The organism is Novosphingobium sp. BL-A-41-Hi4A-0G (assembly GCF_055521735.1).
Map to the genome: position 1 here is coordinate 118,400 of NZ_JBVFVU010000003.1, position 25,230 is coordinate 143,629.

29 protein-coding genes, 1 pseudogene and 1 other annotated feature are annotated in these 25,230 nt (G+C 61.8%); of the genes and pseudogenes, 25 read left to right on the forward strand and 5 right to left on the reverse strand.

Translation table 11 applies throughout. The annotated features are described in order from the left end of the window. The 3 genes from ACZ1JX_RS20385 (at window position 1) to ACZ1JX_RS20395 (ending at window position 1,163) form a co-directional block, all read left to right on the forward strand. The gene (locus ACZ1JX_RS20385) at window positions 1-201 is read left to right on the forward strand and encodes a hypothetical protein (protein WP_120222510.1); all 201 of its coding nucleotides are present in this window, start codon (window positions 1-3) and stop codon (window positions 199-201) included. A 112-nt stretch (window positions 202-313) separates the two neighbouring features. Then, complete coding sequence (locus ACZ1JX_RS20390; RefSeq protein WP_465126889.1) at window positions 314-664, forward strand: antitoxin Xre/MbcA/ParS toxin-binding domain-containing protein; 351 nt, start codon at window positions 314-316, stop codon at window positions 662-664. A gap of 4 nt (window positions 665-668) precedes the next feature. Beyond that, window positions 669-1,163: an RES family NAD+ phosphorylase gene (locus ACZ1JX_RS20395; RefSeq protein ID WP_465126890.1), complete on the forward strand. Its 495-nt coding sequence runs from the start codon at window positions 669-671 to the stop codon at window positions 1,161-1,163. Window positions 1,164-1,170: 7 nt separating this feature from the next. Here ACZ1JX_RS20395 and ACZ1JX_RS20400 read toward each other — a convergent pair whose 3' ends face one another. Further along, a complete protein-coding gene (locus tag ACZ1JX_RS20400; protein WP_066276735.1) occupies window positions 1,171-1,668 on the reverse strand; it encodes a hypothetical protein in 498 nt (165 codons plus the stop codon). A 67-nt stretch (window positions 1,669-1,735) separates the two neighbouring features. Here ACZ1JX_RS20400 and ACZ1JX_RS20405 point away from each other — a divergent pair, with 67 nt between their 5' ends. The 12 genes from ACZ1JX_RS20405 (at window position 1,736) to ACZ1JX_RS20460 (ending at window position 11,071) form a co-directional block, all read left to right on the forward strand. After that, entirely contained in the window at window positions 1,736-3,022 is a 1,287-nt protein-coding gene (locus ACZ1JX_RS20405; protein ID WP_465126891.1) for a hypothetical protein, read from the forward strand. A 47-nt stretch (window positions 3,023-3,069) separates the two neighbouring features. After that, window positions 3,070-3,705 (forward strand): DUF7007 domain-containing protein, encoded by a 636-nt coding sequence (locus tag ACZ1JX_RS20410; RefSeq protein WP_465126892.1) that lies wholly within the window; start codon window positions 3,070-3,072, stop codon window positions 3,703-3,705. A gap of 102 nt (window positions 3,706-3,807) precedes the next feature. Further along, window positions 3,808-5,481: an ATP-binding protein gene (locus ACZ1JX_RS20415; protein ID WP_465126893.1), complete on the forward strand. Its 1,674-nt coding sequence runs from the start codon at window positions 3,808-3,810 to the stop codon at window positions 5,479-5,481. A gap of 164 nt (window positions 5,482-5,645) precedes the next feature. After that, complete coding sequence (locus ACZ1JX_RS20420; RefSeq protein ID WP_465126894.1) at window positions 5,646-5,912, forward strand: DUF3768 domain-containing protein; 267 nt, start codon at window positions 5,646-5,648, stop codon at window positions 5,910-5,912. Window positions 5,913-5,984: 72 nt separating this feature from the next. Next, window positions 5,985-6,335, forward strand: coding sequence for a hypothetical protein (locus ACZ1JX_RS20425; protein WP_465126895.1), 351 nt, complete (start codon window positions 5,985-5,987; stop codon window positions 6,333-6,335). 201 nt (window positions 6,336-6,536) lie between these two features. Beyond that, window positions 6,537-7,043: a DUF736 domain-containing protein gene (locus ACZ1JX_RS20430; protein ID WP_465126896.1), complete on the forward strand. Its 507-nt coding sequence runs from the start codon at window positions 6,537-6,539 to the stop codon at window positions 7,041-7,043. A 184-nt stretch (window positions 7,044-7,227) separates the two neighbouring features. Continuing rightward, window positions 7,228-7,743 (forward strand): hypothetical protein, encoded by a 516-nt coding sequence (locus ACZ1JX_RS20435; protein WP_465126897.1) that lies wholly within the window; start codon window positions 7,228-7,230, stop codon window positions 7,741-7,743. After that, complete coding sequence (locus ACZ1JX_RS20440) at window positions 7,737-8,108, forward strand: hypothetical protein (protein ID WP_231471949.1); 372 nt, start codon at window positions 7,737-7,739, stop codon at window positions 8,106-8,108. Before ACZ1JX_RS20435 ends, ACZ1JX_RS20440 begins: the two co-directional genes overlap by 7 nt. Window positions 8,109-8,183: 75 nt before the next feature. Then, window positions 8,184-8,486: a type II toxin-antitoxin system Phd/YefM family antitoxin gene (locus ACZ1JX_RS20445; RefSeq protein ID WP_231471948.1), complete on the forward strand. Its 303-nt coding sequence runs from the start codon at window positions 8,184-8,186 to the stop codon at window positions 8,484-8,486. Continuing rightward, window positions 8,467-8,871, forward strand: a complete 405-nt coding sequence (locus ACZ1JX_RS20450; protein WP_465126898.1) for a hypothetical protein — start codon at window positions 8,467-8,469, stop codon at window positions 8,869-8,871. The genes ACZ1JX_RS20445 and ACZ1JX_RS20450 overlap by 20 nt, the downstream gene beginning before the upstream one ends. A 316-nt stretch (window positions 8,872-9,187) precedes the next feature. Continuing rightward, window positions 9,188-9,676: a single-stranded DNA-binding protein gene (locus ACZ1JX_RS20455; protein WP_465126899.1), complete on the forward strand. Its 489-nt coding sequence runs from the start codon at window positions 9,188-9,190 to the stop codon at window positions 9,674-9,676. 840 nt (window positions 9,677-10,516) lie between these two features. Beyond that, window positions 10,517-11,071, forward strand: a complete 555-nt coding sequence (locus ACZ1JX_RS20460; protein ID WP_465126900.1) for a hypothetical protein — start codon at window positions 10,517-10,519, stop codon at window positions 11,069-11,071. Window positions 11,072-11,193: 122 nt separating this feature from the next. On the opposite strand, the gene ACZ1JX_RS20465 is transcribed toward ACZ1JX_RS20460, so the two are convergent. After that, the gene (locus tag ACZ1JX_RS20465; RefSeq protein ID WP_465126901.1) at window positions 11,194-11,673 is read right to left on the reverse strand and encodes a hypothetical protein; all 480 of its coding nucleotides are present in this window, start codon (window positions 11,671-11,673) and stop codon (window positions 11,194-11,196) included. A 473-nt stretch (window positions 11,674-12,146) separates the two neighbouring features. Between ACZ1JX_RS20465 and ACZ1JX_RS20470 the strand changes: the two genes are divergently transcribed. The 3 genes from ACZ1JX_RS20470 (at window position 12,147) to ACZ1JX_RS20480 (ending at window position 14,726) form a co-directional block, all read left to right on the forward strand. Then, complete coding sequence (locus ACZ1JX_RS20470; RefSeq protein ID WP_465126902.1) at window positions 12,147-13,139, forward strand: DUF2493 domain-containing protein; 993 nt, start codon at window positions 12,147-12,149, stop codon at window positions 13,137-13,139. A 338-nt stretch (window positions 13,140-13,477) separates the two neighbouring features. Then, window positions 13,478-14,044, forward strand: coding sequence for a hypothetical protein (locus ACZ1JX_RS20475; protein WP_465126903.1), 567 nt, complete (start codon window positions 13,478-13,480; stop codon window positions 14,042-14,044). A gap of 430 nt (window positions 14,045-14,474) precedes the next feature. Next, on the forward strand, window positions 14,475-14,726 hold the full coding sequence (locus ACZ1JX_RS20480) for a hypothetical protein (protein ID WP_231732291.1): 252 nt from the start codon (window positions 14,475-14,477) through the stop codon (window positions 14,724-14,726). A 48-nt stretch (window positions 14,727-14,774) separates the two neighbouring features. Here the strand turns inward: ACZ1JX_RS20480 and ACZ1JX_RS20485 are convergent, their stop codons facing one another. After that, window positions 14,775-15,107, reverse strand: coding sequence for a hypothetical protein (locus ACZ1JX_RS20485; RefSeq protein ID WP_465126904.1), 333 nt, complete (start codon window positions 15,105-15,107; stop codon window positions 14,775-14,777). A gap of 490 nt (window positions 15,108-15,597) precedes the next feature. Between ACZ1JX_RS20485 and ACZ1JX_RS20490 the strand changes: the two genes are divergently transcribed. Continuing rightward, window positions 15,598-15,843, forward strand: coding sequence for a ribbon-helix-helix domain-containing protein (locus ACZ1JX_RS20490; protein ID WP_465126905.1), 246 nt, complete (start codon window positions 15,598-15,600; stop codon window positions 15,841-15,843). After that, window positions 15,836-17,185 carry a type IV secretion system DNA-binding domain-containing protein gene (locus tag ACZ1JX_RS20495; protein WP_465126906.1) on the forward strand — a complete coding sequence of 450 codons (1,350 nt, stop codon included), beginning with the start codon at window positions 15,836-15,838 and terminating at the stop codon, window positions 17,183-17,185. Before ACZ1JX_RS20490 ends, ACZ1JX_RS20495 begins: the two co-directional genes overlap by 8 nt. Here ACZ1JX_RS20495 and ACZ1JX_RS20500 read toward each other — a convergent pair. Next, window positions 17,149-18,377 (reverse strand): IS3 family transposase gene (locus tag ACZ1JX_RS20500; protein ID WP_465123188.1). Its coding sequence is split into 2 segments (ribosomal slippage): window positions 17,149-18,089 and window positions 18,089-18,377, totalling 1,230 coding nucleotides; the frame shifts between segments, so codons are not numbered across the junction. The two genes, ACZ1JX_RS20495 and ACZ1JX_RS20500, sit on opposite strands and share 37 nt — an antisense overlap. Continuing rightward, window positions 17,982-18,096: a sequence feature (AL1L pseudoknot), on the reverse strand. Its footprint overlaps the gene before it by 115 nt. A 54-nt stretch (window positions 18,378-18,431) precedes the next feature. Here ACZ1JX_RS20500 and ACZ1JX_RS20505 point away from each other — a divergent pair. From ACZ1JX_RS20505 to ACZ1JX_RS20525, 5 genes and pseudogenes are all read left to right on the forward strand, one after another. Continuing rightward, a pseudogene (locus tag ACZ1JX_RS20505) lies at window positions 18,432-19,026 on the forward strand (type IV secretion system DNA-binding domain-containing protein); the annotation flags it as partial. A gap of 620 nt (window positions 19,027-19,646) precedes the next feature. Then, window positions 19,647-22,673: a MobF family relaxase gene (gene mobF, locus ACZ1JX_RS20510; protein WP_465126907.1), complete on the forward strand. Its 3,027-nt coding sequence runs from the start codon at window positions 19,647-19,649 to the stop codon at window positions 22,671-22,673. A gap of 10 nt (window positions 22,674-22,683) precedes the next feature. Continuing rightward, window positions 22,684-23,115: a hypothetical protein gene (locus tag ACZ1JX_RS20515; RefSeq protein WP_465126908.1), complete on the forward strand. Its 432-nt coding sequence runs from the start codon at window positions 22,684-22,686 to the stop codon at window positions 23,113-23,115. Further along, complete coding sequence (locus ACZ1JX_RS20520; protein WP_465126909.1) at window positions 23,105-23,314, forward strand: hypothetical protein; 210 nt, start codon at window positions 23,105-23,107, stop codon at window positions 23,312-23,314. The genes ACZ1JX_RS20515 and ACZ1JX_RS20520 overlap by 11 nt, the downstream gene beginning before the upstream one ends. Before the next feature lie 279 nt (window positions 23,315-23,593). Further along, on the forward strand, window positions 23,594-24,724 hold the full coding sequence (locus ACZ1JX_RS20525; protein WP_373438220.1) for a tyrosine-type recombinase/integrase: 1,131 nt from the start codon (window positions 23,594-23,596) through the stop codon (window positions 24,722-24,724). An 80-nt stretch (window positions 24,725-24,804) separates the two neighbouring features. Here the strand turns inward: ACZ1JX_RS20525 and ACZ1JX_RS20530 are convergent, their stop codons facing one another. Beyond that, on the reverse strand, window positions 24,805-25,116 hold the full coding sequence (locus ACZ1JX_RS20530) for a DsrE family protein (protein ID WP_232016439.1): 312 nt from the start codon (window positions 25,114-25,116) through the stop codon (window positions 24,805-24,807). Between the last annotated feature and the right edge of the window lie 114 nt (window positions 25,117-25,230).

The window sequence follows — 25,230 nt, forward strand, 5'->3', positions numbered from 1 at the left end:
ATGCTGCTTCAGAGCCTCGATCCCAGAAGGGCGATCCTGTGCGGACGCGCCAATGCCGAGCGCCTCGCCATCCGGATGACAGCAAATTCCGGGCAGAGCCATGCCGTGGTGAGGACGGACAGCAAGCTCCAGCCCTTCTGCGTTTTGCCTGCAGAAGAGGGCCTTCCCGGTGCGATCGAATTGCAGGTCGTGGTTTTGTAAGAGCGGGAAACCTCTGCGGCAGAACCGGAACACCTGCTGGGTCTGGGCACAGCAAACCTTGATTACCGCAAAAATTGACGCTATATCGCGTCAGAATTCATGGGAAAGTGCAATGGCGATTCAAAACTACGCTGACAACGGAGCGTTTGCTCCGCGCAAGATCGTCGACGCGCTGCGGACCACCAGCGACGAACTCGCACGCTCGCTGGGCCTCGGCAAGGACGCGATCCAGCGCAAAGACCGGATCGCGTCCGATCGTACCCAGCGCCGCCTTCGCCAGATGGTCGAGGTGCTCAACAAGGTCGAACCGCGCTTTGGCTCGGCGTTGCTGGCCTATGCCTGGTACCGCTCGGAACCGCTGCCCGGCTTCTTGGGCCAGACCGCCATGCAGCTGGTGCAGAGCAACCGGGCCGACGACGTTCTGACCTATATCGACGCGGTCGACGCCGGCGTCCACGCCTAGTCCAATGCACTTTACCGGGCTGCTCTACCGCGCCCACAATCCGGTTTGGTCCCGCGAACCCCTCTCAGGGGAGGGGGCGGCCCGGTTTGGCGGACGGTTCAATCGCATCGGGCGCATCGCGCTCTATACTTCCCTCGCCCCTGAGACCGCGCTGCGCGAGGCCAATCAGGTTGGCACCCTCCAGCCCACCACGCTCGTCGCCTATCAGGCCGACATCGGACCGTTGGTCGATGGCCGCGATGTGGCTGCATTGCGGCCTTTCGGTATCGCACCGGCTGAACTCGCCGACCCGGCGTGGCGCGATCGGATGCTCTCAGGCAAGCCGGTTCCGACGCAGGATCTGGCGGAGGCCGCGATCGCGCAAGGCTATGCCGGCATCGTTGTCCCGAGCTACGCCCGCGGTGCCCCTGCGGACGCGCTCAATCTGGTCCTGTGGGACTGGGACGGGCGCATCGCGCTTGTTGATGACGACGACCGGCTTGGCCTTCGCAATAACTGATGGCCGCTTATTCCTCGATCATCCCTCCAAGACCGGGATCGAGATACCACGATGGGCCTTCGGTAAAGTCGGCATTGCGGGCAGGAACCGGGCCATCAGGCTCTGACGAGACGTAAGGGTTGACCATCGGCGCAGGGTGCTGCCCCGATCGCAGAATGTGCCCCGACATCTGGCAGCGCGGCCCGAGGAGCCCGAAAAGCCATTCGAGATCGTCGAGCATCTGGACGACTCCGCGCCCTGCTAGCGCATAGTAGAGGCAGCGCTGATAGTCATCGCAATGGCAGGACAGGATTTGCGTCAGCCGAGCCTTGGCATTGGGCAGGCCCTGAAACACGCCTTGCAAGGTCTCATAGAGCTCGCGCGCCGAGTAATAGGCATCGAACGGCTCCACTCCGATTGAGGCATTGGCGAGCATGCGCTTGGTTGGACGGCAATTCGGATCAAGTGCCGCGTCGCGCAGCGTGACATCGAGGTCGAACTTGCCGATATCAAAGACCTTGTTCATTATTCATGGGCTCCTGCTGATTATGAACATATCGTGAACAAAGGACAGGGTCAAGGCGTCATCATGCATGTGGCTGGTAGGTAAGGACACCACAGGAAGGACCGGCAGGGTCGCCATCAGCGACGAGCTGAAGGCTGCGCTGGTGCGCTGGTATACAGGCCGGGGCAGGGAGGCCGACCACCGCGCTTGCGTCTCACTGGTCTCCACCGCGCGAGAGAACCACAAGTGGATCGCCTGCGATTGCCTTGGGGCAGAGCGTCCGCCGCCGCTGATGAGCGCGGCATATCTCAGTTTTCAGGAGACCTATTACCTCCGGCGCCTTACTTCACGGCCTGGCCACGATTCAGGTTGCCCGTTTCATCTGCCGCAGGCGCCACCGCGCATCCGCGAGACCGTGAAGGACTCGCTCTATGCCATCGGCATTCCGAAAGGCCTGTTCAGCGCACACCAGAAGGCACCGGAGAAGCTTGCGCAGAGGCCAGAGGACATAGAGCCTGACGATCGCTCACGCGGTGTCGCCATCCCGCGCCTTGGCAAGCTGCTCTGGCTGCTGATCGAACGCGCAGGCTCGAATATCCTGCGCGAATTACCGCCCAGTGGCAGGCGCGCAGGCTCGATCAGCGAAGAAATGCGCCACCTCAAACGCGCGGCTGAGGGCCTCGAAATCGCGCCGGGCATCCGGCTGTCGGATCATCTCTACACCAACGCGATCGATTACGAGAAACGGCGGGTCCATGCCCGATTGCGGGCTGCGGCCGAGACCTGGCCGCCCGAGTTTGCACCGCAAGCCTTTCTGCTTCTCGAAGCGAGCGAGGTCACATCGAGCGAGGTGGTGACGGGGCTCGGAACTGTCGAAATACGCAATCGCATCCAGCACACTGGGATCATCCGGGCCGAGGTCGAGCCACCCTTTCTCGTGCTGGCCGTCGTCGGCGAGCATAGTCGGCGCGAAGGATACCTGGCGCTGCGCGCCTATGCCCAGCCTGTCTTCAGCGGGAACCAGTTCGTGCCCGCCGAGCGTGAACACGATCGCGACGTGCTGCGCGCGCTCCAACAGGCCCAGTATGAATTGCGCCGCCTCGGTGTCAGGATGGCGGTCAAGAAGGTCCTCTTTGACATAACGCTGGCTGCGGGCTCAGCGAGGCCGGATTTCCTGGAGGCGCTGCTCGATGAGCATAGCGGGGTGGAGTGCAAGTTCGCGCTCCAGATCCTGCAGTCGGATGATGCTGACTATCTTGAACTGCGCAGCATCGAGCGCGAGCGTCTCGGTCAGGCCGGGCTTGTCGTATCCATGGCCGTCAGCAGCGTGACGCCTGAGGCAATTATCAGCGAAGCCCGCCGCATTCTCGAGTGAAGGGGAGGGGGAGGATGTGAGCGAACCTGAAGAAGGAGAGTTCGCACATGACATGCTTTGCTCCGTCGCCGCGCCCATCGACATCGATCTGGGGTGCGGTCCAACAGACCGATCAGCTTGGCCCCGGGATTTGGTCGGTGATGACCGCCAGCCACGGCGGCATCATTCTGTCCGATCAGAGACAGGCCGCCATGCCGCCGGCGCTACTGATCGAGGGCGGCTCCTACGAGGAAGACTGCGACTGGGCGCTCCCGATCCTTGCCTTTTCCAGCGAGCTTGATGGGCAGGGCTTCTGCTCCGCAGGCTTCCTGCAGCTTGCCCGCGATACCGCCAAATGTTGGCATCCGGACCGCTTCAGCGCCTTTACCGGCGAGGCCGTCGAGGAGAATGCCTCCACGATCCTGCGGACGCGTAAGGCCTACATCGCCGCGATCGGCGAGTTTTGCGTCACCAGCGCCTGGGGCGATTGGGCCGAATGGGTGCCGGATGGCAAAGTCGGCGTGATTGCCCGGCAAGTCGAGCGCGTCGATCACCTTGGCCGGCCAACCTATGGCGAGGCTGAGGTCTGCGCGCTGGTCGCGAAGGACCTCTACGCTGCGCGCGGCGAGGTCACAGCGCTGCGGGATAGGGCGCACGAGATCATTCCGATGCCCGAGGCCCTGCGGCCTAAGCGCGTGGGCTGAAGAGCAGGCCCAAGCCGTCCGGCTCCGACCAGGCGTCAAGCCGCCGATCTGGAGGGAAGGGGGAGGGGAAGGGCGAACCAGTGCGATGAAGGACCCTTTGCCATGAACCCGACAGTCATCCGACCCAGCGTCAGCCCGAAGACGATCACCAAAGTCACACGCCTCTTTAACGGCACCATCGGCGATATCCTCGGCGAGCTCCTCCAGAACAGTCGCCGTGCTGGCGCTTCCCGGATCGATATCGCCTGCTGCGCGGATCAGGACGGAGCGCGCCTGACCCTTGTCGATGATGGGTCCGGGGTCGCCGATCCCCAGACCATGATTGCGCTGGGGGATTCGGGCTGGAGCCAGCACATCCATGAGGCCGAAGACCCCGCAGGCATGGGTGTCTTCAGCCTCGCGGGCAAGGATACCCGGATCAGCACGCGTCATGCCGATGCCGACACCGGATGGTCGGTCCATGTCCCAGCGGATGGCTGGACCGGCGCGAAGGACATTGCCGTGGTGCCCCTTGCTCGCCCGGTTGGGACGACCATCACCTTCCTGATGCCCGGGTTGAGCGAGCAGACGACCGAGCGGATTCTGCGCGAGGTCGCGAAGTTCTACCCGCTGCCGGTGTTCTTCAATGGCGCGCAAGTGCCGCGCGAGGACTTTCTCGCAAAGGCGATCTACATCGCCGAGTGGAACGGCAGCCAGATCGGCGTGTTCGAGGGGCGCGAATACCACCAGGACCCCACGACGAACTTCCATGGCATGGTGCTCACCCGCAAGCTTGCCAGCGTCTCGGAGAGCCTTGGCGGCAAGACCTACCATGCCCGGCTCGATATCGGGGCCACCCCGGGTCTTGCCCTTGTGCTCCCGGCGCGCAAGGAATTCGTCGAGAACGCCGCATTTGCGGCGCTGCAGGCAGCGTGCAAGCGAACGATCTATGCCGCGCTGGCGCACAGAGGCCAGCACCGGCTTTCCTTCGAGAACTGGAAGGAAGCCCGCGATCTGGGGGTTGCCCTGCCGGAGGCCGACCCCTGCCTGCCCCGCTGGCATGCGGCCATCGCGGAGAGCGACAACGTCAATGTCGAGTATGAGGAGGTCGCGGCAGGTGCGGACACGATCCTTGTCGCGGATCTTGAGCCCGATATTGCACAGGGACTGGAGCGCGCGCTGCGCGAGCACCCTTTGCGCCCGCACCTCGTCGAGAACCATCCCGCATACGCTGGCTATGGCTGGTATGACGCGCTGCATCAGCTCGGCAACGTGCGCTTCTATGTTTCAGCCGGGGAGCAGGGCCACGTCATCGCCGAGAACGGCAGCTTCCCGCCGCTCGATGACCATGTTCGAGCCGAGACGATCGAACTGAGGTTCTGTGTCTTTCACCGCGCCAGCGAAACGCAGCGCGAGGAACGGATCCCGGCAGACGTCGCCTTCGTCATGGGCGAGGATGGCTGGTACAGCGGTGTCGACCAGATCCGTATCGCTTTTGTGCCGGGTCCGGCGCTGACCCCCGAAACGCTGGTCGATCTGATCGAGAATGTCTGTTTCTGCGCGAGCGACGACAGCGAGGCTGACTCCTGGGACACCCAGCACGAGCACTTCTTGCGCAATGCACGCGAGCTCGCAGCCCGGGTGCTGCTCGGCGAAGACGAGGCCATAGCGGCGCGTATCCGCGACACGCTCGCCGGCATCCTATGGGTCATTCCCAAGGATCGGCAGGTTGCCATTACCGTCGCCCCCGGGACCGCGATCGATGTTCAGCTTTCCGCTTGTCAGCCTGCGGGCTGAGGCTCGCGAGGCCGTCCGGTTGCCCGCTCGTCGTCTCTTGGATCAGGAGGAGACCTCCAATTCATGACACATCTGACCTCACTTGCGCGCGGCAACGCACCGAGCGCATTGCGCTGCTCAATGATGCCGCGCGCCAGGGCCGTGACCGAACGGCCCGCATTGTCATGACCTCCGGGCTGCTTGCAGAATTCGGCGGCGACACCGTGGCAGACAGCATGATGGCCCAGGCACGGTTGATGGCCGCTCTGCGCCATTGCACCTTCGCACCAGATTCGCCCGAGCGAGACTTTGCAAGCCTGGATGTCGATGGCATCAAGGTGCTGATGAAAGTCGATTATTACGACACCGAACTGGCGTTCGGGTCAGAGGATCCGGCCAATCCAGCGATGACACGGCGCGTCATCACGCTGATGCGGCCAGCGGACTACTGATCATTGTGAAGGGCAGGCATTTCGCTGCGTGACCGGGCAGCCGCCCAAGCCCGATGCGGAGGTAAACGGCGCATGAGCAGAGACAAAGTACCGCTTCATAACGGGATCGCGGCGGCAAGTGCCTATGTTGGCTGGGATCGCCCGATTCAGACCTATTTCGCACAGGTTCTAAGCGCCCCTGACGAAGACGGAGAGGAGATCGAACTCGTATGGGTCGGAACCGCCTTCGGCGAGCTGCCCCGCGCGGTTGACGCAATCCGCGTGCTCGAACCCTATTGCCATATCGAAGCAAGTCTTGCCGCACAGCTCGAGATCGACAGGATGGCATGCCTCGCCACGCGCGATGGACCCAATCAGCTCGAAGCCAAGGCCTTCATGGCGCGCCTCAGCCAGATCAAGGACAGGTCCGAGCCCGAAGCTTAGGTCGGTGCAGACCGCGCATGGCTCGAAGCAGGGCCGGTTCAGCTCCAAACCTCGCATCGAGACTCCTCAGCCCTCTGGGCTGGATAGAATTACGCGCGCCTGCGGTGGCTGGCGCACGGGCCGGGCCATGGGCCCGGAGGAGAGGGGGATGGGAGAAGGTGTTCCGGACAAGGGGTTCGGACAGCATCAGGAGAATTTGACATGAACATCGGCACCCTCAAGGCCAACGCAGAAGGCGTTCACATCGGCCGCATCACCACCCTCACCTTCAGCGCGACGGTCGCTCTGCGGGCCTTCGAATCCACCAACGAGCGAGCACCCAAGTTCGACCTCATGGCGCTCTCGGCGGATCGCCGCAGCTGGGTCAAGATCGGCGCGCTCTGGGAATACTCGTCGAACGAGACCGGCGAGTGCTTCCTGTCGGGCCAGATTGACGATCCCAGCCTCTCGGCGCCGATCCCGGTCGCCATGTTCCAGCAGAACGACGGCAGCTTCAACGTCGCCTGGCGGCGTTCGAAGCCCAAGGCCTCGCTCGACGGCTTCGGCAGCGAGAGCGAAGGCGCCCTGCCGCCGCTCACCGCGACCGGTGACGAACCGGCCAGCGACCGCGGCGTTGACACCGGCGCGAGCAGCGGCGACGGTCTGGGCGAGAGCACCGCGCCCAAGCCTGCAGCCAGGACCAAGGCGCGCGAAAGCGTTGATGCCTGATTGTCATCAGCCTACGTGACCGGTGCCGCGACCCGCGCCGGTCACACGAGGAAGGCCCGTCCGCGCATGTGTCGCGGGCGGGCCTTTTCTTTTGCAGCCTGCAGTCGGGCTCCACAGATCTGCCGGGTGAAGACGGCCTGCGAGAGGGAAGGGGGAGGTGCCGTTCAAGCAAAAGGAGGCTTGAATGGCACAGACAAACTGGACTCTCGATCTTGGCGGGGCTCCGTGGAACGAAGACTGCGCGCAGATCGGCCACACCCCGAACTTCGACCTCGTGAATACCGCGGAAGCCACGCTCTATAGGGCTGCGCTGATCGCGGTGGCTGGGCCTCCGCCCGCCGGGATCAGCCTGCGGATCAAGGCTAATGCTCATGATTTCGGGACCTACCGGACAGTCGAGGCGAGCATCGACAATGAGCAGGACGATGGCAGCCATGCCAGTTATCTCGAGACCCTCGAGACCGGCATCGCCTTCTGGCATCAGGCCGGGTTTGCACCGCCTGAATTCGGCAAACTAACGGCGAGCGATCAGCTTGCGGGTTTCGTCGTGGATGCCGTCGCAAGCGCGCTGCGGATAACACGGCCGAGCAGCACCGGCGCCTTCTTTCCGGCGTCCTCCGGGCCGCTCCACCGGAACCTCACCGCAGCCTTTCCGGAAGCGGCGCAGCGCGCCTTTTCTGAAGGGGGCCTGCCATGCTGACGGATAGCGAGCGCTTCGCCTTCAGCGCCTGGCGGATCCATGCGTTCGCTTCGACGGGCAATGCCTACGACGCCGTGCAGACCGACGAGACTATCGCTGCTGGCGATACTCTGCTCATTCTCGATGAAGGGGTTGTCGGTGTCGCGATGACCTGGCCCTTTGCTATCACGGCAGAACCGGGCAAGCTTCACGCGGTCTGTGAGCCCGGCGCTGGCGAAACCCTTGGGCACATTGAAAAGGCGCTCGATGCTCCAGATGGGTCAATCGCTCGAGCCTGCCGCCTCGCAAGGACTCTGGGCTTTGCGATTGATGCGGGCCTTGTCCCAGTGTTGCCGGAGCTGCCGACGATAGAGGTGGACGGCTAGTGCGGCAATCGCCGTCACAGAAATCTTGCTATTTTGGCAATAATTGCTATTTTGAGACCAAGAGGAGATACCACCATGCCAGCGGCGGCAAATGAGCACCCCAGGATTCCCCTGACCCGGTTTCACAACAACACTGGCGAGTTCCTCGACCTTGCGACCAAGCAGCCGGTCGTCCTCACCAGCCATGGCCGCGAGCGGCATGTGATCGCAGATAGCGAATATTTCCGCCATCTTGAACAGGCGGCGCGCGGTATGATCACAGATCACATGAATATCGAAGCTGTCGCTTCGTCCGACATGACCGACGCCGACCGCCAAGCTTTCGCCAATGCACGGCCCTCGGACAGCGAACTCGCCAATGACCGCTGGGAAGACTGACCGCCCCGCCGCAGGCCATATCCTCCGATACGTCTACCTCTTCGAGGAAGAGCAGCGCCAAGGCCGCGATGAGGGCGTCAAGGAACGCTTTGTCGTCGTCGTGGGTGTCGAGGGGTCACGCTATCTTGTCGCCGCGATCACGACCAAGGGCGAGGGGCGCAAGAACGCTATCGTGATCCCCGATGAGATTGCGCGCACAGCCGGGCTCGCTCCCGGTAGCGCCATCGTCATTTCGGAATTCAACCGGTTCACCTGGCCCGGGTTCGACATCAGACCCCTGATGAAGCAGCCCGGGTACATTGCCGGACGACTCCCACCGCGGTTCACGGCAAAGATCATCGATGCCATAGCAGCCTGGAGAGCAGCTCCCGTCGACCGGGATTGATTGGCGCAACGTGCAAACAGGCAGCCCCCTTGGATCCTTGTCCGATTGTGCGTGAACGCCGGGCCAGTGGCGCCAACCCTGCGGATCGGCATCCCAGATGGCCAAGGTCAGGTGTTCCGGACGACTGCCGCAAAGGGACTATTCGCTCACCGAAATCGGCGAAAACAGACAATCAATCCTGCGATCATCCTTGATAACAGCAAGCCGAGACGCGGCGAGGTTGATATTCAGGCACGCAATCAGCCCCTGTGCCACCCGCACGTCCGCCGCCCAGTGCCCCTGCCTCTCTGGTCGAGCTTAGGGCCAACCTGCAGAAATGCGAGCCGTGTTGCCCGGCAAGCCGGGCTGCCCGCACCACCTCGATTTCCGAGGTTTCCCGCGCGCGAAGGCGCGCGGTGTCCCAGCTCTCCCGCCGAGGCTCGATAAGGGCACCGGCGGACGAGCCGTCGGCACCAAGGAGGCTCTTGCAATGAACATCGTCAACCTCGTCGGCCGTCTCGCCAAGGATCCAGTTGCCCGTGATCGCAGCGACACCCGCATCACCGAACTCATCCTCGTGACCGAACGTCCCGTCATCCGCGATGGGAAGGTCCAGAAGGACCCCGAGACGGGCTACCCGGTCAAGGACGCCGAATTCCACAAAATCACCGTCTTCAACGGCCTCGGGCTTCCGCTGCGCCAGCACAAGGCCAAGGGCGACCAGCTCGCCGTGACGGGCCGCATCCACTACTCGCGCTGGCAGGACGCCGAAGGCAATGACCGCTACGGCTGCGAGATCATCGCCGAGAACGTCGAGTTCCTGTGATCATCAGGAGGGCGGCGCTTCGGTGCCGCCCTTCGCCGCGTTATTGATGGTGCGCATCCGAGTGCGGCGCGCAGGCCGGTTAGTTGCCGGTGGGATTTATCCTGGCACCACGATGACCACAGCTGCAGCGCAAGTGCCGGGCTACCATGTCCAGTTTGAGGGGGATCGACCTGGTGAAGCACTGATCGCGCAGCCGGGCCGCCGGCATGATGACTACACGCCTGCAGCGGCCGCACTCGATCTGCGCATTGAGGCCATGACGAACAAGATCGGCGACAGAATCGAGGCGTTTGGTTCCCATACGCCATCGAGAACATATAAAGAACTTTATAGTCAAGGGATGCCGAAGGGGAGGTTGGCGCCTGCCGGCCTATGGCCGGCATCGCGCTCTATTCCGCCGGGCTGCCGGCAGCACACAAGCCTTGCCGGTGTGCTGCGTCTGCGACCGGCGTCACCGAGTCCCTGCCGGGTCTCGGCCCGTTCGGGTGACGATCGCTGGCGCGGCCTTTGCCTAGGCCTTGGGCTGCTCTCGGTACCGCAGAGTATATTCTTATGTCCGGTTTAGGGAAACAGGTTGATCGCGCCGGATGACCGGGGTTGGGTGGGAAGCTGCCCTTCCCGGCTAATGAACCAACGGCGGATATCAGGTCCTCTCACAACAGCTCGGCACGATGGTCATTGGGTGGCTTGCCGACTGTATAGACCAACTGAACCTATGAGAACTTGCCGTGAACCCACTATCTTCGAGCGCTGATGGCTCGCGGCATGTGTGAGAGCATCCTTAATTATCTGCTCCGTCGGTCGTTATCTTTTGGAAGCCTTTTTTCCGGGAGCTAAGTTATGACGTCAATCGGATCAGCGGGCGGATCAGCCCCCTATGTCGATCGCGCTACTTACTTGGCCCGTCATGTCAGTGCCCACAACAGACAGGAAGGCGTCAAACCGATAACTCTGGAGGAGGCAACCTCAGAATTGGAAGCTATGGAGCGTTCTGATCTGAAAACTGCCCAAAATCTCGAGACTTTTTATCGAGGAGAAGGGACGATTGTAGGCGGCGACCCTAGCAAGGTAAAAGATAATTTAGCACATGCACGGGCGGCCCGCAGCAAATCCTATTCGCAAATGACCGGTCCCGTTTCGATCACGGCCCTCGATGTCAATGCCGTGGTTAAGGCACAAGGGCAACTTATTGGCAGTGACCTCAAAAACTTGTCAGCTTATGGCGACCACCTTCGCAACGAATTGTCTGCTGCTTCGTCCGTTAGGAGTGATGTGACCTTTACCGGCGCATGGGGCAAGGATCGCATCACACACGATGTGAACGAATACATAGGTTGGATCACTCAGGCGATGCAGCAGTCGTCTCAAAACGCTAGCAATTCAAACACTGATTAAGACAAGAAAGGCGTCGGTTTGCGACTTTCCAGTTTCGGCGGAAAAGTGATCGGAAGCTGCCAGTCAGGTTCAAGCGCTGACTTAATCTGCGGCGAACGAAGGGCCGAGGATGCCAGATGGCCTTATCGGCCCTCCCGATCCAGACGGATGGCTTCATCGAGAAAGCGCTGGGGGTCTCGCACGTACTGCGCTGCTTGTGATTGCATGATTGTTCTCATGACAGCCTCACGGCTTGGCTGAATGATTGCGCCCTCTGGCGTCGCGAGGACGCTATCAAAATGGCGCGCGAAGTCGCAGATCCCGCCGACCAATGGCAAAGACAGGTCCGCTACATTGAGGCGGAACTGGATCGCCTCCATGGCCTGCCCGTCGATGCTGACCTGAATGTCGTCCGCTTTCTCGTCGCCCCAAATCCGCATGCCGTCAGACCAAGACGGTTTCTCTGGAAGGAGCCTGCCGAGTTTCGAGAACACCACCTCCTCATCAGCCGCCGAAAAACCGAGAACGGTCTCATCGAGTTGCGCGCGGCTCATCCGCACTGCGGCAACCCCTGCGACGCGCGCCGCAGATGCAGGAATGAGATCGATGACGAACTGCCACACTGCCATCATTAAAACATAGCGCATAGCTCAGCTGCAGCAACAGGTTGAATTGCCGCGTTGTCCGTGGCTGCCCTCCCTCTGCCGACGAGCCGCGCCGAACCGCCTAAATGACTGGGAGTGTTCCCGCTGTAACCCCTTCGCAGGGCCGAAGGGGCGGCCCGGCGTGGCGCTGAAGCGCCTGACCAGCCCTGCCTTCGTCACACCTGCTCGGGGGCGGGAACGTCTCTTCCACACACACAGGAACACCTGCCGAAACCTATCGGCGGCCGCCCCTTAGTCAAGGATCGCGGTCCCCCCAATTTTCAGCGGGGAGGCTGTGTCGCTGCGCGCCAGCCACCACGCTGAAAATCGGTTCCCCCACGCCCGCCATGGCGGCGGCGAGACGAGCTCGCCGTCCCTGACACGGTTCGTCCGGCCCGATGGGTTTTTGGCTGTTCCCAATGTGGGGACAATTTCAAAAATCGGAGGCTGTTATGACTGTTTTCAACTCGTTCGCAGATCTGGCTCAGGCACGGATCAATCTCGCCGATGCACGTGAAGGGATCACGGAATCCTACGCCGGGGCGTTTCTTGAACATAGCGATCTGGCCAAGCTTAACATCATCGAGGCTCCAATCGCTGCAGAGATGCCGGACCCCGACATGGCGCGCCGCGCCGTGGAGATGGCAATCGGAACGATCTTCGATGTCCTCAAGGACACGCGCATGGAGGAATTTGCGCAGCAACTCGCCTGGGGCATGGTCAACTCCTTTCACATGACCGCACGCCTGGCTGAAGGACGCGAGGACGATGCTGCAAAGAAGCTCGGCGAAATGGCACGCCACTTCGACCCTTCGGAAATCTACGCTGTCGAGCTCGAGGAAACACAGCAGCTCTGCCAGACACTGCAAGGATGCCGAGAAGCGCTCGAGGCGATGCGCGATCATGCAGCAGACGTCTACCGGGTCGAAACCGGTCGCCCCTTCACGGCCGCACGGGGGTCGCAGGTCAGCAAGAACGGGGTGACCGCAAGCCAGGTGCAGGCACGCGATTTTCTCGCAGCACGCGCCAAGGATCGCAGAGCGCAATTCCAGCCCGATGGCCCGCTGGTGATCGTGTCAGGTGGTCAGAAGGATTGGCACGATTTCGCGATGATCTGGGCTATCCTCGACGACATCAAGTCCCGGATCCCGAACATGGTCCTGGGCACGACCGGCATGCGCAAGGGCGTCGACGCCATGGCGGGTGCATGGGCGCAGCAGAACGGGGTCAACACAATCCTGTTCGTTCCCGACCAGCGCCACGGCAACCGCGCTCCGTTCCTGCGGAACGAGAGCATCGTCAAACTGAACCCGGTTGAAGCGATCATTGGGGAAGGATCGGGCATCCAGTCGAACCTTGCACAGCGCCTCCGTCAGGCAGGCGTGCCGCTGCACATCCGCCGCATCAGTGATCAGGCGCAGGTACGGTCGCGCAACCTTGGGTGAGCGCTTTTCGGAAGGCTCCGGCTTATGCCGGGGCCTTCCGCTCTTCTTTTGCGTAAAGGGCGGGCTCTGGGGGCATCGAACCCCCTTCGCCCGCTGCCGCGAGCAACGCGATCCCTGAGTTTATCAGCTGCGCTTGTACCTTGGCTCCGCGCGCCTTGCCCATGCTCGATGCTTTGCATCTTGCGGGCATCGCTGCCGCGCCAACTGCTACACCCCGACAATGGGTCGACCGGCCATCCTTGGGGTGAACCAGAACCATCTGCCGACATTCATCCACAAGCTCGGGGAGTGAGAAAGGAAAGGGGGATGGAGGGGACGAGCAGCGACAGGAGGCAAAGATGCTCGTCACATTCCGCGTCAAGGATATCGAGACAAGGCTCCATTCGAAACCGGCTCAGATACGCCCGCCAGAGCTCGCCGCGCTGATGCGCAGACTACACACCGCCAACAGTACAATCGATGCAGATCCAGGCGAATTCCTGGCCGCGCCCCTGAACTTCGAGATCAATGCCAACGCGCTTGCCATCGCCGAGTTCGCATCATGCTTCGACCATCGTCCGGAGATGATCGCGATCGTCGAGGAAGCGCAGTTTCTTGGGCGAATGCTGCGGATTGAGCACCCGCAATGCGATGCGCCGATCACGATGCGCGTTAGTGAACACATCGCTCTGGTAGGTGACATCACAATGAGCAACGACCTTGCGGCTAAGGTGCTCACCTCTCTTGGCCGCCATGCAAATGAATCTGGCCAATTGTCCCTGCAGAAGCTTGGGACAGCGCTCGAGGATCACCGGACTTACGCGGCTTTCGTCAAGGCAGGAATCACTCCGCTCTTCGAAAGCCTCGCGTTCATCGCCGCCACCGATTGTGGAGAGCAACATCCACTGCTCGAATGGACCTTATGACTATCCGGACAGCAGTTCACGAGCAGTCACGAACCGGCTGAACTCGTCGCCATGTTTAACGCTCGATCTGCAACCAGCCTCCTGCAGGATCGAGGTGGAAAAGGGTGCCCGGCACGTTGCCGCGGCGCCCTTTTTTCATGCCGCCTGGGTCACGCCAATGCCGAACAACCACGCTCCAGGACATAGCTTTCGCGAAGTCGCTGGGAACGCATGCATCCCGCCGCAGGCACGTCCACCACCATCGCCATGAGCACCCCGCCAGCATACTGGTCAACCACTAATTTCCCGACCGAGAAGCCGTGCTGCGCCGGCTTCCGCACCATCGAAAAATTAGCGGTCAAGCCTCCGCTTCGCTCCGGTGACCAGCACACTGACGGGGCGCTGTTTCATGGCATGGCGGACGAGCCGCCAAGCGCCAGGAGGCAAGGTCATGTGCTACACAACGGAAAGCTACGAAGACGACGTTTCAGTGCTTCGTCAGATCAACCCCAACATCATCGCCCTTGATGAAAAAACGCTGGAAGCTGAGCGGCGCTCATACCACACCTTCTTCGACGTCCATGTCGTCGAGACCCGGGACGGATACATCCTCATCGAGGAAGGAGACTATGGCGAGCTGCCGATGCATCTGATCGACCAGATCGTCTACACCGCAACCGGCAAGATGGCCGATGAATTCTGACGAGACAGGGCGGTGGTCATCGCCGCCCAACTCGACAAAAACCAGACGTCACCCGCCAAGCTTCTCGAGGGCAGAAATCGCCACCTTTGGCTTCACTTTGACGGCCAGCTCCAGAAGGACAATCGCCGTATCCTGACCGACCTTCTTGATCAGGCGATTAAGCTCTCGCTCTGCTTCCTCACGCTCAAGCTCTGCAAGCTTCTGCCTGCGCTCTTCCAGCTCCTTTTCCGCTGCTGCCAGCGCGGACCGTTCGCGTTCAAGTTTCGACACCATTGCGCATTCCTCCCAGCCTTGAAAGACCATGCGAAGATGCACCAATCGCAGGGTCTGTTCGAGGCATTTTTTTGCTTGCTGCTCTCGCTCCGCTTCGTCGCAGAGCACGGCCTGCTTGAGCCAACGCCATGGCCAAACCAAGAGCCATTGTCGTCCCACAGCTCCCGCTGTAGGCGGAAATAACGCATGCGGTGAGTTCGCGATTCAGGCTCGCTCGCGCAATCCCACTGGAGAACCACCTGGGCCAGTGATCCCCCTACGGCAATGGACCTAGCACAGGGCACAAGTTCCTGATTTTTGCACACCGTACACCGCTGCGCGGTAGGCTGATGCAGCGAAGTTCGGCATATTTCACAATTGGTTAGCTGAACTCTTGCTCAGAATTCGGGCGGTGCAGTCGCCTGCAGGATGCTCAGGTTTTCAATAAAGCATTGAAAAACCAATGCCATAGCGCTGCACCGGGCTGCATCGCCGAGACTCTTGGCAAGCGCGATGCAGCGCTATATACTCGAACCTGCGATAGACGAACCACGCCTGAAAAGGTGTGGTAGTGGAAAAGAAACAGTTCCAGAGCGTCGGTGTAACGCTCAGCCCGAGGATGATCGACATCGTCGATCAACTTGCGACAAGCCGCGGTGTCTCGCGGTCAGAAGCCATCCGCATTGCTCTTGAAGTGGGCATTCCCCTTCTGAAGGCGGGACTATCGCTCAATGCCGAGCGGGCTGTCACAATCCTCGAGCATACCCAGCTCGCGCTTTCGCTCATCGTTCAGGAGCAATATCCGGCTGATGCCGAACACCTGATCGCTCAGGCGCTCTCCAACGTGCGAGAGCATCATGGCTGAAGACATCCGGTTCAGCAAAAAAGCTGCCACTCTCACCCACGCTTCCGCGCGCGGAAAAGTGAAGCGGAACGCAGGCAACTTTACTCGCGGATCGCAGCTGTTCCACCATGAAATCCTGATGACCTGGGCGGGCATCAGAATGCCCCTCTACGTCTGGGTCGGAACCGCCGTTCTACTGCTGTGCGTCCTCGTCAGTTTGACCTTCAAGAACCACGAGGTTCAGCTCGTGCTGATGAAGCTCTACGCCGAGGCCTGGGGATGGGTGCAGCTCAATCCCAACAAGCCTGTGAACCTGACGCTTCCATCGGGTCAGATGGTGCAAGGTACCATGTCCATGGTGCCCTATCATCCTGCCGTGGAAAGGGCGTGGGCCAAGGCTGTGCAGGTCAGCATTTCTGCGGGTCTTGGTGCAGCCTTTATCTGCGTACCTTTGACCGTCTGGTTCGTCGACTTTTCGAAACGGCGCGGCACAGACATTCTGACCGAGCGCCATGAGCGCGGTGCCGTGCTTGTGACACACAGCGAACTGGCCCAAGCCATCACCAGCCATAACTGGAAAGAGCATGTCAGCGAGTGCCGCAAGCGCAAGCCAGCAGTGGACCCCGATCAGATCCTCGCAGAGCCTTTGAAAGATCGTGTCCGGGCGGGTCTGCATGCGCCTTACCGTCTGGCAGGTGTGCCGGTTCCCTGGCGCCTTGAGCAAAGCCATGCGATGTTCATCGGGACGACCGGGGCCGGCAAGACAACCGAGCTGAAGAAGATCGTAACGCAGGCGCGCGAGCGCGGGCATCGCTGCGTCATTTTCGATCTGACCGGCACTTTCGTCGAAAGCTTTTATGATGCCGAAACGGACATCATCCTCAATCCGATGGACCGCCGCTGCGTGCCATGGTCGATCTTCAATGACTGCGACAATTACGCCGAATTCATGAGCGCCGCGACCGCGCTGGTTCCGAGCGGTCACAGCGCGGAGGATGACTTCTGGCAGAAATCGGCGCGCACCCTGTTCGTCGAAATGTGCGTCAAGATGATCAAGATGGGCGTGAGCTCAAATGGCGCGCTTTCCTACTTCCTGATGCAGTCGGATCTGAAGACGATCCATGCTCAACTTGAAGGCACGATTGCAGGGCCGATGATGTCACCCGCCGCTGCCAAAATGGCAGAGTCGATCCGTACGACCTTCATCGCCAATGCGAATGTTTTCCGCTTCCTGCCAGAACCGCCTCCGGGCGAAACCGGCTTCTCGATCAAGAACTGGATGACGACTGAACCGCCCCGGCTTTCCCGGAGGCATTTTCAATTGAGTCATGCGACCATATCGAGGGTCTCGTTGGCCGCATAGTAGTTGGCTTCGGCTTCGGCGGGTGGGATGTGCCCGATGGGTCCGAACAGGCGGTGATTGTTGAACCAGTCCACCCAGCGCAGCGTTGCCATTTCCACGGCCGATGCGCTCGGCCATGAGCGCTGCCGCCAGATGACCTCGGCCTTATAGAGACCGTTGATGGTCTCGGCCAAGGCGTTGTCATAGCTGTCGCCGACGCTGCCCACAGACGGCACGAGGTTGGCTTCGGCCAGACGCTGCGTGTAGTTCATCGCCAGGTATTGAACGCCCCTGTCGCTGTGGTGGATCAAGCCATCATCTGGACTTGGCCTGCGGGCATGGATCGCCTGCTCCAGGGCATCCAGTACGAAGCCCGCCGTGGCGCTGGTGCTGACCTTCCAGCCCACAATCCGGCGGGCGAAGGCATCGATCACGAACGCGACATAGACGAACCCGGCCCAGGTATGGACGTAGGTGAAGTCGACCACCCACAGCGCATTGGGCCGGCTGACGCGGAACTCGCGGTTGACCTTGTCCAGCGGGCACGGTGCCTTGGGGTTGCTGATGGTCGTCACCGTCGTCTTGCCCCGGCGCACGCCTGCCAGGCCCATGGTGCGCATCAGCCGCTCGACGGTGCACTTGGCCACCTTGATCCCCTCGCGGCGCATCTGGTGCCAGACCTTGCGGGCACCATAGAGGCCAAAGCTGTTCTCGTGGACGCGCTTGATCGCCTCGCGCATCTCGTCATCGCGCCGGACACGGGCGGGGCGCCTGCCGGGATCGGCAAGGCGGGCGGCATATTCGTGGTAGGAGGAAGGGGCGATTGCCAGTTCCCGGCAGATCGGCTCGATACCCAATTCCTTCCGGTGAGCGTCGATGAACGACATCACCATTTGCCGTGGCGGTCGAGCTCCGCCTGCGCAAAATATGCCGAGGCTTTGCGAAGGATCTCGTTGGCCCGGCGCAGTTCCTTGACCTCGCGCTCCAGGGCCTTGACCCGATCACGATCACTGACAGCCTGCGCCGCTGGCCCTGCTCGTCGGCTCGCCTCCTCACGGCACCAGCGGCGCAGTGTCTCGGTCGTGCAGCCAACCTTCCCGGCGATCGACGTCATCGCCGCCCACTCCGACGGGTAATCTCCCCGGTGCTCCTCCACCATCCGCACCGCACGGTCGCGAAACTCAGGCGAGAACTTGTTCCTTGTAGCGCTCATCGTGGCTCCTTCTCACAGATAGGAGCCTCCGGGAAAGCCGGGGCGGTTCAGACCGAGGTCAAGGAAGGATCGATCCTTTTCATTACCTCCACTCACCCGGACCTCGTCCTCAATCGTCCGCTTTTGACCCTTTGGATGGACCTTGCCGTCAATGCGCTGTTCCACATGGGAAGGAGCCGCGATCTGCGCACGTGGTTTCTCATCGACGAGGTTCATGCGCTGCATCGCCTCCCGGCGATCGATCATGGCTTGCAAACCGCGCGCGCGTTTGGCGGTGCCTTCGTGCTTGGCATGCATTCCTTCGACAAGCTTGAAGAAACCTATGGTGAGAACGGGGCTACCAATCTGGCCTCGCTGGCGGGCACCAAACTGATCCTCAAGACGGCCGATCCCGAGACGTCGCGGCGATGCTCCGAGTTCATCGGCAACCGTCAGGTCCGGATCATGGATGAAGCCTATTCCTACGGCTATAATGACAACCGCGACGCCTCGACGATCACGCCCCGTACCAACGTCGAAGAACTCGTCATGCCGGTCGACATCAGCGACCTGCCCAGCATGCACGGGTTCGTGAAATTCCCGGACGGTTTCCCCGCTGCCCGGATCAGGCTGATGTGGAAAGATTACGAACCCCGCGCAAAGGGCTTCGAGCGTGTCACCGACATGCGCGCCGCCGAATACACACCACCGTCCGGGGATGGCGCGGAATTGGGGGGTGGGGATAGGGAAGGCGCACAACCTGACATCGCGCCTAAGGAGCGGAAGGATCGGGAAGAGGTCGCGCTGAGTGAGGCTGAGCGGGCGGCGCAGCAGCTGATGGAGGCGATCGAAGGGCCATTGAACCCTGAGCGCGAACTGACCGAGGAGGAGATGGCGCGCAAGATCGAGGATGAAGAGGAGCGGGCAGAGTTCGAGCGAAGGCCAGCGCAAGGGGAGCTGTATGGCTATAACCGCCCTGGCAAGAAGGACCAGCGCGAGCGGCAGAACCTGGCCATCCGCGACAGCGAAGAGCGCGGCGCGCAGTCTAAGATCGAAGGGCCAAAGGGGCGAGCGCAGAATAGCAGAGCAGACGCCCAGGAGAGCGAGCTTTCCAAAGAGAACATGCGCGGCATCGGAAACGAAAGGCAGAGTCGTCAGGACCCTTCCATTGACGATGATCAGGAGCTTGGGCGATGAGCGCGGCAGGACAGACCTGCCATGTGTGCCCCCTATTCTGCGCGCAATGTGCCGGGCCGATGCTCCGGCGCGAACAGGCAAGGGTAGCCTGAGATGCTGTCGGTCGCATCAGTCGCGTCAGCCGGCGGCGCGGCAAACTACTTCGCCAAGGACGACTACTATGTCGGCGATGGCCCTGCTGAGCTCAGCGAATGGGGCGGGAAGGGCGCCGAAGCACTCGGGCTTGCTGGTCCCGTTGCCAAGGATGACTTCGAAAAAGTCCTTGATGGCAAACTGCCCGATGACACGGTCGTAAATGGCAATGCAAACCGCCGTTCGGGGATAGACCTCACATTCTCCATGCCGAAGTCAGCCAGCCTGCTGGCGCAGTTGGGCGGCGACAAGCGGATCCTTGATGCACAGCTGGCCGCGGTCAAGGCGACCATGGCCTATCTCGAGAAGCACTATGCGCAGGCCCGCGATCGATCACGCAATGCCAACGGCGAGGGCGTGGTCACAGGCAAGCTCCTCTATGCCCTGTTCCAGCACGACACGAGCCGGGCGCTGGACCCGCAGAACCATACCCATGCCGTCATCGCCGCGATCACCCAGGACAAGGATGGCAACTGGAAGGCACTGTGGAACGGAGAGATCTGGAAGAACAACACAGTCCTTGGCTCCATCTACAACGCCGCGCTGCGGACGAACCTCGAGAAGCTTGGCTACGAAACCCAGATCACGGGCAAGCACGGCCAGTTCGAGATCAAGGGCGTGGCGCGCGATGTGATCGAAGCCTTCAGCCAGCGTCGCCTGACCATTCTGGCGACGGCCGAGAAACTCGGGAAGAGCGCAAACGACACAGAAGCCTTGCGTGAAATCACCAAGCGCACCCGCGATCCCAAGCTGAATCCGGATGACAAGCTGGCGCTCCGGCAAGAATGGGCCAAGCGCGCTGCCGGGCTGGGGTTCGATGCCAAGGCGCTGGTCGAACAGGCGCGGGAGCGCGGCTCCGAGGGGCGCGAAAGCCCTTTGGGATCGCCTCAGCGGGTGCAGGAGGTTCTGAGCGGGCTCCGCGACAGCGTGAAGCTCTACACTCGGCCAGCGGACACACTGACAACCAATGGCCTTCAACGGATCACCCTGACGCCCACGCAGCTGCGCACTGAGATGGCAACCGCTTCTGCGATCAGGATCATCGGCGAACGCGAAACCTCCTGGAGCCGGGGCGACCTGGTCAAGACCGCGCTCGACCTTGGCGTAGAAGGCGTGACCGCTGACGGGGTGGAAGCACGGATCGGGGTGTTGGTGGCCGACGGGAGGATGCTGGAGGGCAAGAGAGACAGGCTCGATGACAGGCCCGAGAAATACACCACACCTGAACATGTCGAGATCGAACGGGCAACGCTGGCCAATGTCGCCGCGGGAAAGGGTGCAGGCCACTCCATCATCGAAGCTGCCGAGGCCCCCGGGCGCTTGCGGCAAGTCGCGGGCACTCATGACCTCAACGCCGAGCAGATTGCCGCTGGAACACTGGCGCTCGCCAGCAAAGACCGGACGATCGTGATCCAGGGTGTCGCAGGTGCCGGAAAGACGACGATCATCTCGGCAATTGCGAGCGTGGCGCATCAGGAGGGAAGGGAAGTGATCGGCCTCGCCTTTGCCAACAAGATGGTCAGCGTTCTTCGGACCGGGACGGAGATCCGCGGGCCAGACGGGGAGATCGTCAGGCAGGAAATCGCAGCAAGAACCGTCTCATCCTTTGTGAATGAGCATCTGCGGCCCGCGCTTGCGGGCTCGGGTCCGAAGTTCGAGGCATCGCGCGAAGCCTTGCGCGGCAAAGTGCTGGTGTTGGACGAGGCGTCGCTGGTTGCGAACAAGCCGATGAATGACCTGCTCACGATCGCCAACCGCCTTGGTGTTGAAAAGCTGGTCATGATTGGAGACCGCGCCCAGTTACAGCCGATCGAGGCGGGCAAGAGCTTTTCGCTGATCCAGTCCGACAACCCCGCAATGGCACGCATCGACACCAGTCTACGGCAACGCACCGAGCACATGAAAGAAGCGGCGGGCCTGGTGCGCGCCGGCATGTTCAAGGAAAGCTTTGCCTCGCTTGGCGAGCGCGTCGTGGAAGCAGGCGCAGACCACCTCAAGATCACCGCCCAAAAGTGGCTGGAGCTGTCGCCGAACGATCGCGAGCGGACCGCGATTTACTCATCAGGACGTGCGGCGCGCGGCGAACTCAACCGGATGGTCCAGCAGGGCCTGAAGGCAGAAGGGGCGATCCAAGGGGAAGGGCTGAGGCTGACCACGCTCCTCCCGGCCCATGCGACGCGCGAGGAGCTGCGCTACGCCTCGACCTACAGCAAGGGCCAGCTGCTCGAAGTGACGCGCCAGAATGCACCCGGAGGGCTTGTTCGGGGCCGATACGATGTCGAAGGTATCGACGCGAAGGGCCGGATCATGCTGCGCGATGAAAGCGGCAAGCTGATCAAATTCGATCCGGCGGCGATCGACCCTTCGGACAAGCGCGATGCCTTGAGGCTCTCCGAAAAGCACAAGGAGACAATCTACGAGGGCGACAAGATCCGCTGGACCGAAAAGGATGATGCCAGAGGGCTGATGAAGTCCGAGGAGGCGAGGATCCTCGGGATCAGGGACGGGACCGTCACGCTCGAGAACAAAGCAGGCGAGACCGTGGAACTCAAGCAGAATGATCGCATGCTCGAGCGGATGGGTCTGGCCTATGCGATCAACATGCATCAGGCGCAGGGCGACACGCGCGACATGGCGATCGGTGAGATGCACTCATCAGCCCGGCACTTGTCGAACCAGCGTCTGGCGCTCGTCATGATGACCCGGGTGCGTGACGACATCACAATCGTCACCAACGACCGCAATCGGCTCCTGGCGCAGATTGCCCGAAATCCGGGCGACAAGACCAGCGCACTCGAAACCCTTGGTGAGAAGCGGGTCGAGGCGAAGCGTGGTGGGCGCGAGGCTGGCGAGTTTCGGCCCACAATTCCCGATCATTTGAGGGCACCCGAGGACAGGCAAGCATCTGCCTCGCGGATCGATCCGGCGAGCCTTCGGGAAACGCCGCAGCTCGACGTTCCCGAACGCAACATCGAACGCAGCCGATAGGAGGAAGATCGTGACACAGATGGGCCACGCCACAGCGGACACGCCGCCTTCAGACACCTTCCAGATTCACCTCACGCAGCAGCTGACCCTGACCAATCTGGTGAACGAGGCAGGGCTCTCGGAGATCGCGCGTGCCGCTGGCGGGGATAGCTTTGTGGTCTGCGACCTCAATACGCAAGGGGTTCAGGGATGCGCTGATCTGCGAGCCGCCCTCGATAACCAGAAAATGACCGCCGAGTTGGTGGCGATAGGTCTGATGATCCTTGTCGCCGTTTTGGTGGGCACGATCGCGGCCGCCTTTGCGAGGCTGGTGGCGAAGCGGACGGTTCCTCCTGGGGATCAGTGCGCCAATGCCTTCATCCCGCTGCGCAGGGCTCGGGCAAAGCCCCGGAAAGATGCGGTCAACATTATCATCAGGAAGGAGAGAAGGCATGGCATTTGACTACGAAGACGCAGGGACCTTCGGGAGCGAGCGCGAGGCGAAGGACTGGGCGCAGCGCAACAAGGTCGATCTGCGCGATCTCCACATCCGCAACGTCGGTGGCCAGCGGGTCGAGGTGGGAATCCGCAAGAGCGCCTACGACCAGCGCGAGGATTACGACAACCAGCACGGCCAAAGACAGGACCGGTTCTGGCGGTGAACCCGCCCCAACACTGAACGATCCGATGAAAATCTGCCTCGGAAGGAAGGGGCATGCCGTTTTGTAGAACCGAAGCTTGTCGAGCCCCGTTTTCTCAGAATATGGACATGTGATAATTGCAGTTATCATATATGCGGAATTGACGCCGTTCTATAAGGTGCGGTACAGCCAGCGCCGATGAATGACGCAGCGCACCTCGACGACAACGCCCGGATTGCGGGGGAAACGGCGCCAGCGCCACCAGCGGCTGCCGACGATCTCTCGTGGGCAGTTGTACAAATGCGCGCGGGCGCGCGTATCGTCGTCAACGAAGGCCTGCTCGCCGCCTATCAGGCCGCTTCGTCACCGCACAGCATCCGTGCGCTCAAATCCGACCTCGAGGCGTTCGACCGCTGGTGCCGACGCCACAGCCGCATCGCGCTGCCGGCAACGCCCGAGACGGTGGCGGACTATCTCGACGCGCGGGCAGGGCAGGGGGGCAAGCCGGCCTCGCTCGGCCGTTACAAGGCGTCGATCGCCAAGATCCACCAGCTGCTCGAGCTGAAGGATCCGACCCCGGCGTCGCTGGTGAAGCTGCGCCTGCAGGCGATCCGTCGGCGGCTCGGCACGGCGCAGACCCAGGCGCGGCCGCTGCGGTTCAAGGGACAGGTAGCCAACGTCGAGCGCGACGAGCCGCGCGGGCTGAATGTGCGGGCGTTACTCGAAAGCTGCGCGGAGGATCTGCCGGGCCTGCGTGATCGCGCTCTGCTCTCTGCCGGCTATGACACCGGGCTACGTGCCTCGGAGCTGGTTGCGATCGAGGTCGAGCACATTATCGAGGCGATCGATCCCGACGCGCGTTTGCTCAGCATCCCGCGCAGCAAGGGCGACCAGGAAGGGGAGGGGGCCACGGCCTACCTCAGTCCGCGGACGGTGCGGGCGATCGCGGCCTGGGTGGAGGCGGCCGGGATCGAGGCGGGGCCGGTGTTTCGGCGTGTGAACGTGCGGCGCTATAAAGCGCGAGCGGCTGTGCGTGGTCGGCGGATCGACAGCATCTCCGGGCGGGAGGCGTGGGATTTGCGCAAGACGCTGTCGAAACGGGCTGTGCCGGCGCGAGTGGAGTATGATGTGGGGGAGGGGGCTCTCCACCCCGCGTCGGTCGGGCCGATCTACCGATCGATGATCCAGCGGGCATTCGATGCTGCCGCGCTCACCGATTTGACGACGGATGATCTGGCGCGCCTGCTCAAAGGCGTTAGCGCGCATTCCACACGCGTGGGGCTCAATCAGGACCTGTTCGCGAGTGGCGAGGATCTTGCCGGCATCATGGACGCGCTGCGGTGGAAATCGCCTAGAATGCCGCTTGCCTATAATCGTAATCTTGCAGCGGAGCACGGGGCTGCTGGACGGCTCATGGCGAAGATTGGCTAGGTCTGGTCGTTTGTCTCAAGTATTCGGCCATACCCGCGCCAGACACGCGAGCTTGTCGGCCGCGGGGCTCAGCGGCGTTTTCAATCGGGTGTCAGCGCGAAGCCCCGAAGTTGGAGACTGGCCAACGTCGTGAGCGCGGAATCATTGATCGCCGCGCCGGATGTCACCTGATCCGGCCTTATCTTGTTGCCGACCATGGCTTGGCTGCACACACGGACCGACACACCGGCATTCTGGAGGTCCACAATAAGCGCGACGTTCGGATTGGCAGCCACGTTCATGCGCGCCGCATATGGCGCGCCACGCAGGACGAGCGGGGTTGCGAGGCCATGGATGATTACGACGATGTCGCCAGCGGCCGGGCGCACCTTTTCAGCGCCCAGCAGGTTCACGAAGCGTGCAACTTTCTCAAGGCTCAGGTTAATTGGTCGGGAGAGCTGGCGGCCCTGATGATATTGAACAAGACCCGATAGCGGAGTGTGGGATCGGGACGCTCGGCATCGCTG

Bases quoted from the DNA above. Each gene is read 5' to 3' on its own strand.
- ACZ1JX_RS20385 (WP_120222510.1), top strand. From the start codon at position 1: ATGCTGCTTCAGAGCCTCGATCCCAGAAGGGCGATCCTGTGCGGACGC.
- ACZ1JX_RS20390 (WP_465126889.1), top strand. From the start codon at position 314: ATGGCGATTCAAAACTACGCTGACAACGGAGCGTTTGCTCCGCGCAAG.
- ACZ1JX_RS20395 (WP_465126890.1), top strand. From the start codon at position 669: ATGCACTTTACCGGGCTGCTCTACCGCGCCCACAATCCGGTTTGGTCC.
- ACZ1JX_RS20400 (WP_066276735.1), bottom strand. From the start codon at position 1,668: ATGAACAAGGTCTTTGATATCGGCAAGTTCGACCTCGATGTCACGCTG.
- ACZ1JX_RS20405 (WP_465126891.1), top strand. From the start codon at position 1,736: ATGTGGCTGGTAGGTAAGGACACCACAGGAAGGACCGGCAGGGTCGCC.
- ACZ1JX_RS20410 (WP_465126892.1), top strand. From the start codon at position 3,070: ATGACATGCTTTGCTCCGTCGCCGCGCCCATCGACATCGATCTGGGGT.
- ACZ1JX_RS20415 (WP_465126893.1), top strand. From the start codon at position 3,808: ATGAACCCGACAGTCATCCGACCCAGCGTCAGCCCGAAGACGATCACC.
- ACZ1JX_RS20420 (WP_465126894.1), top strand. From the start codon at position 5,646: ATGACCTCCGGGCTGCTTGCAGAATTCGGCGGCGACACCGTGGCAGAC.
- ACZ1JX_RS20425 (WP_465126895.1), top strand. From the start codon at position 5,985: ATGAGCAGAGACAAAGTACCGCTTCATAACGGGATCGCGGCGGCAAGT.
- ACZ1JX_RS20430 (WP_465126896.1), top strand. From the start codon at position 6,537: ATGAACATCGGCACCCTCAAGGCCAACGCAGAAGGCGTTCACATCGGC.
- ACZ1JX_RS20435 (WP_465126897.1), top strand. From the start codon at position 7,228: ATGGCACAGACAAACTGGACTCTCGATCTTGGCGGGGCTCCGTGGAAC.
- ACZ1JX_RS20440 (WP_231471949.1), top strand. From the start codon at position 7,737: ATGCTGACGGATAGCGAGCGCTTCGCCTTCAGCGCCTGGCGGATCCAT.
- ACZ1JX_RS20445 (WP_231471948.1), top strand. From the start codon at position 8,184: ATGCCAGCGGCGGCAAATGAGCACCCCAGGATTCCCCTGACCCGGTTT.
- ACZ1JX_RS20450 (WP_465126898.1), top strand. From the start codon at position 8,467: ATGACCGCTGGGAAGACTGACCGCCCCGCCGCAGGCCATATCCTCCGA.
- ACZ1JX_RS20455 (WP_465126899.1), top strand. From the start codon at position 9,188: ATGCGAGCCGTGTTGCCCGGCAAGCCGGGCTGCCCGCACCACCTCGAT.
- ACZ1JX_RS20460 (WP_465126900.1), top strand. From the start codon at position 10,517: ATGACGTCAATCGGATCAGCGGGCGGATCAGCCCCCTATGTCGATCGC.
- ACZ1JX_RS20470 (WP_465126902.1), top strand. From the start codon at position 12,147: ATGACTGTTTTCAACTCGTTCGCAGATCTGGCTCAGGCACGGATCAAT.
- ACZ1JX_RS20475 (WP_465126903.1), top strand. From the start codon at position 13,478: ATGCTCGTCACATTCCGCGTCAAGGATATCGAGACAAGGCTCCATTCG.
- ACZ1JX_RS20480 (WP_231732291.1), top strand. From the start codon at position 14,475: ATGTGCTACACAACGGAAAGCTACGAAGACGACGTTTCAGTGCTTCGT.
- ACZ1JX_RS20490 (WP_465126905.1), top strand. From the start codon at position 15,598: ATGATCGACATCGTCGATCAACTTGCGACAAGCCGCGGTGTCTCGCGG.
- ACZ1JX_RS20495 (WP_465126906.1), top strand. From the start codon at position 15,836: ATGGCTGAAGACATCCGGTTCAGCAAAAAAGCTGCCACTCTCACCCAC.
- mobF (WP_465126907.1), top strand. From the start codon at position 19,647: ATGCTGTCGGTCGCATCAGTCGCGTCAGCCGGCGGCGCGGCAAACTAC.
- ACZ1JX_RS20520 (WP_465126909.1), top strand. From the start codon at position 23,105: ATGGCATTTGACTACGAAGACGCAGGGACCTTCGGGAGCGAGCGCGAG.
- ACZ1JX_RS20525 (WP_373438220.1), top strand. From the start codon at position 23,594: ATGCGCGCGGGCGCGCGTATCGTCGTCAACGAAGGCCTGCTCGCCGCC.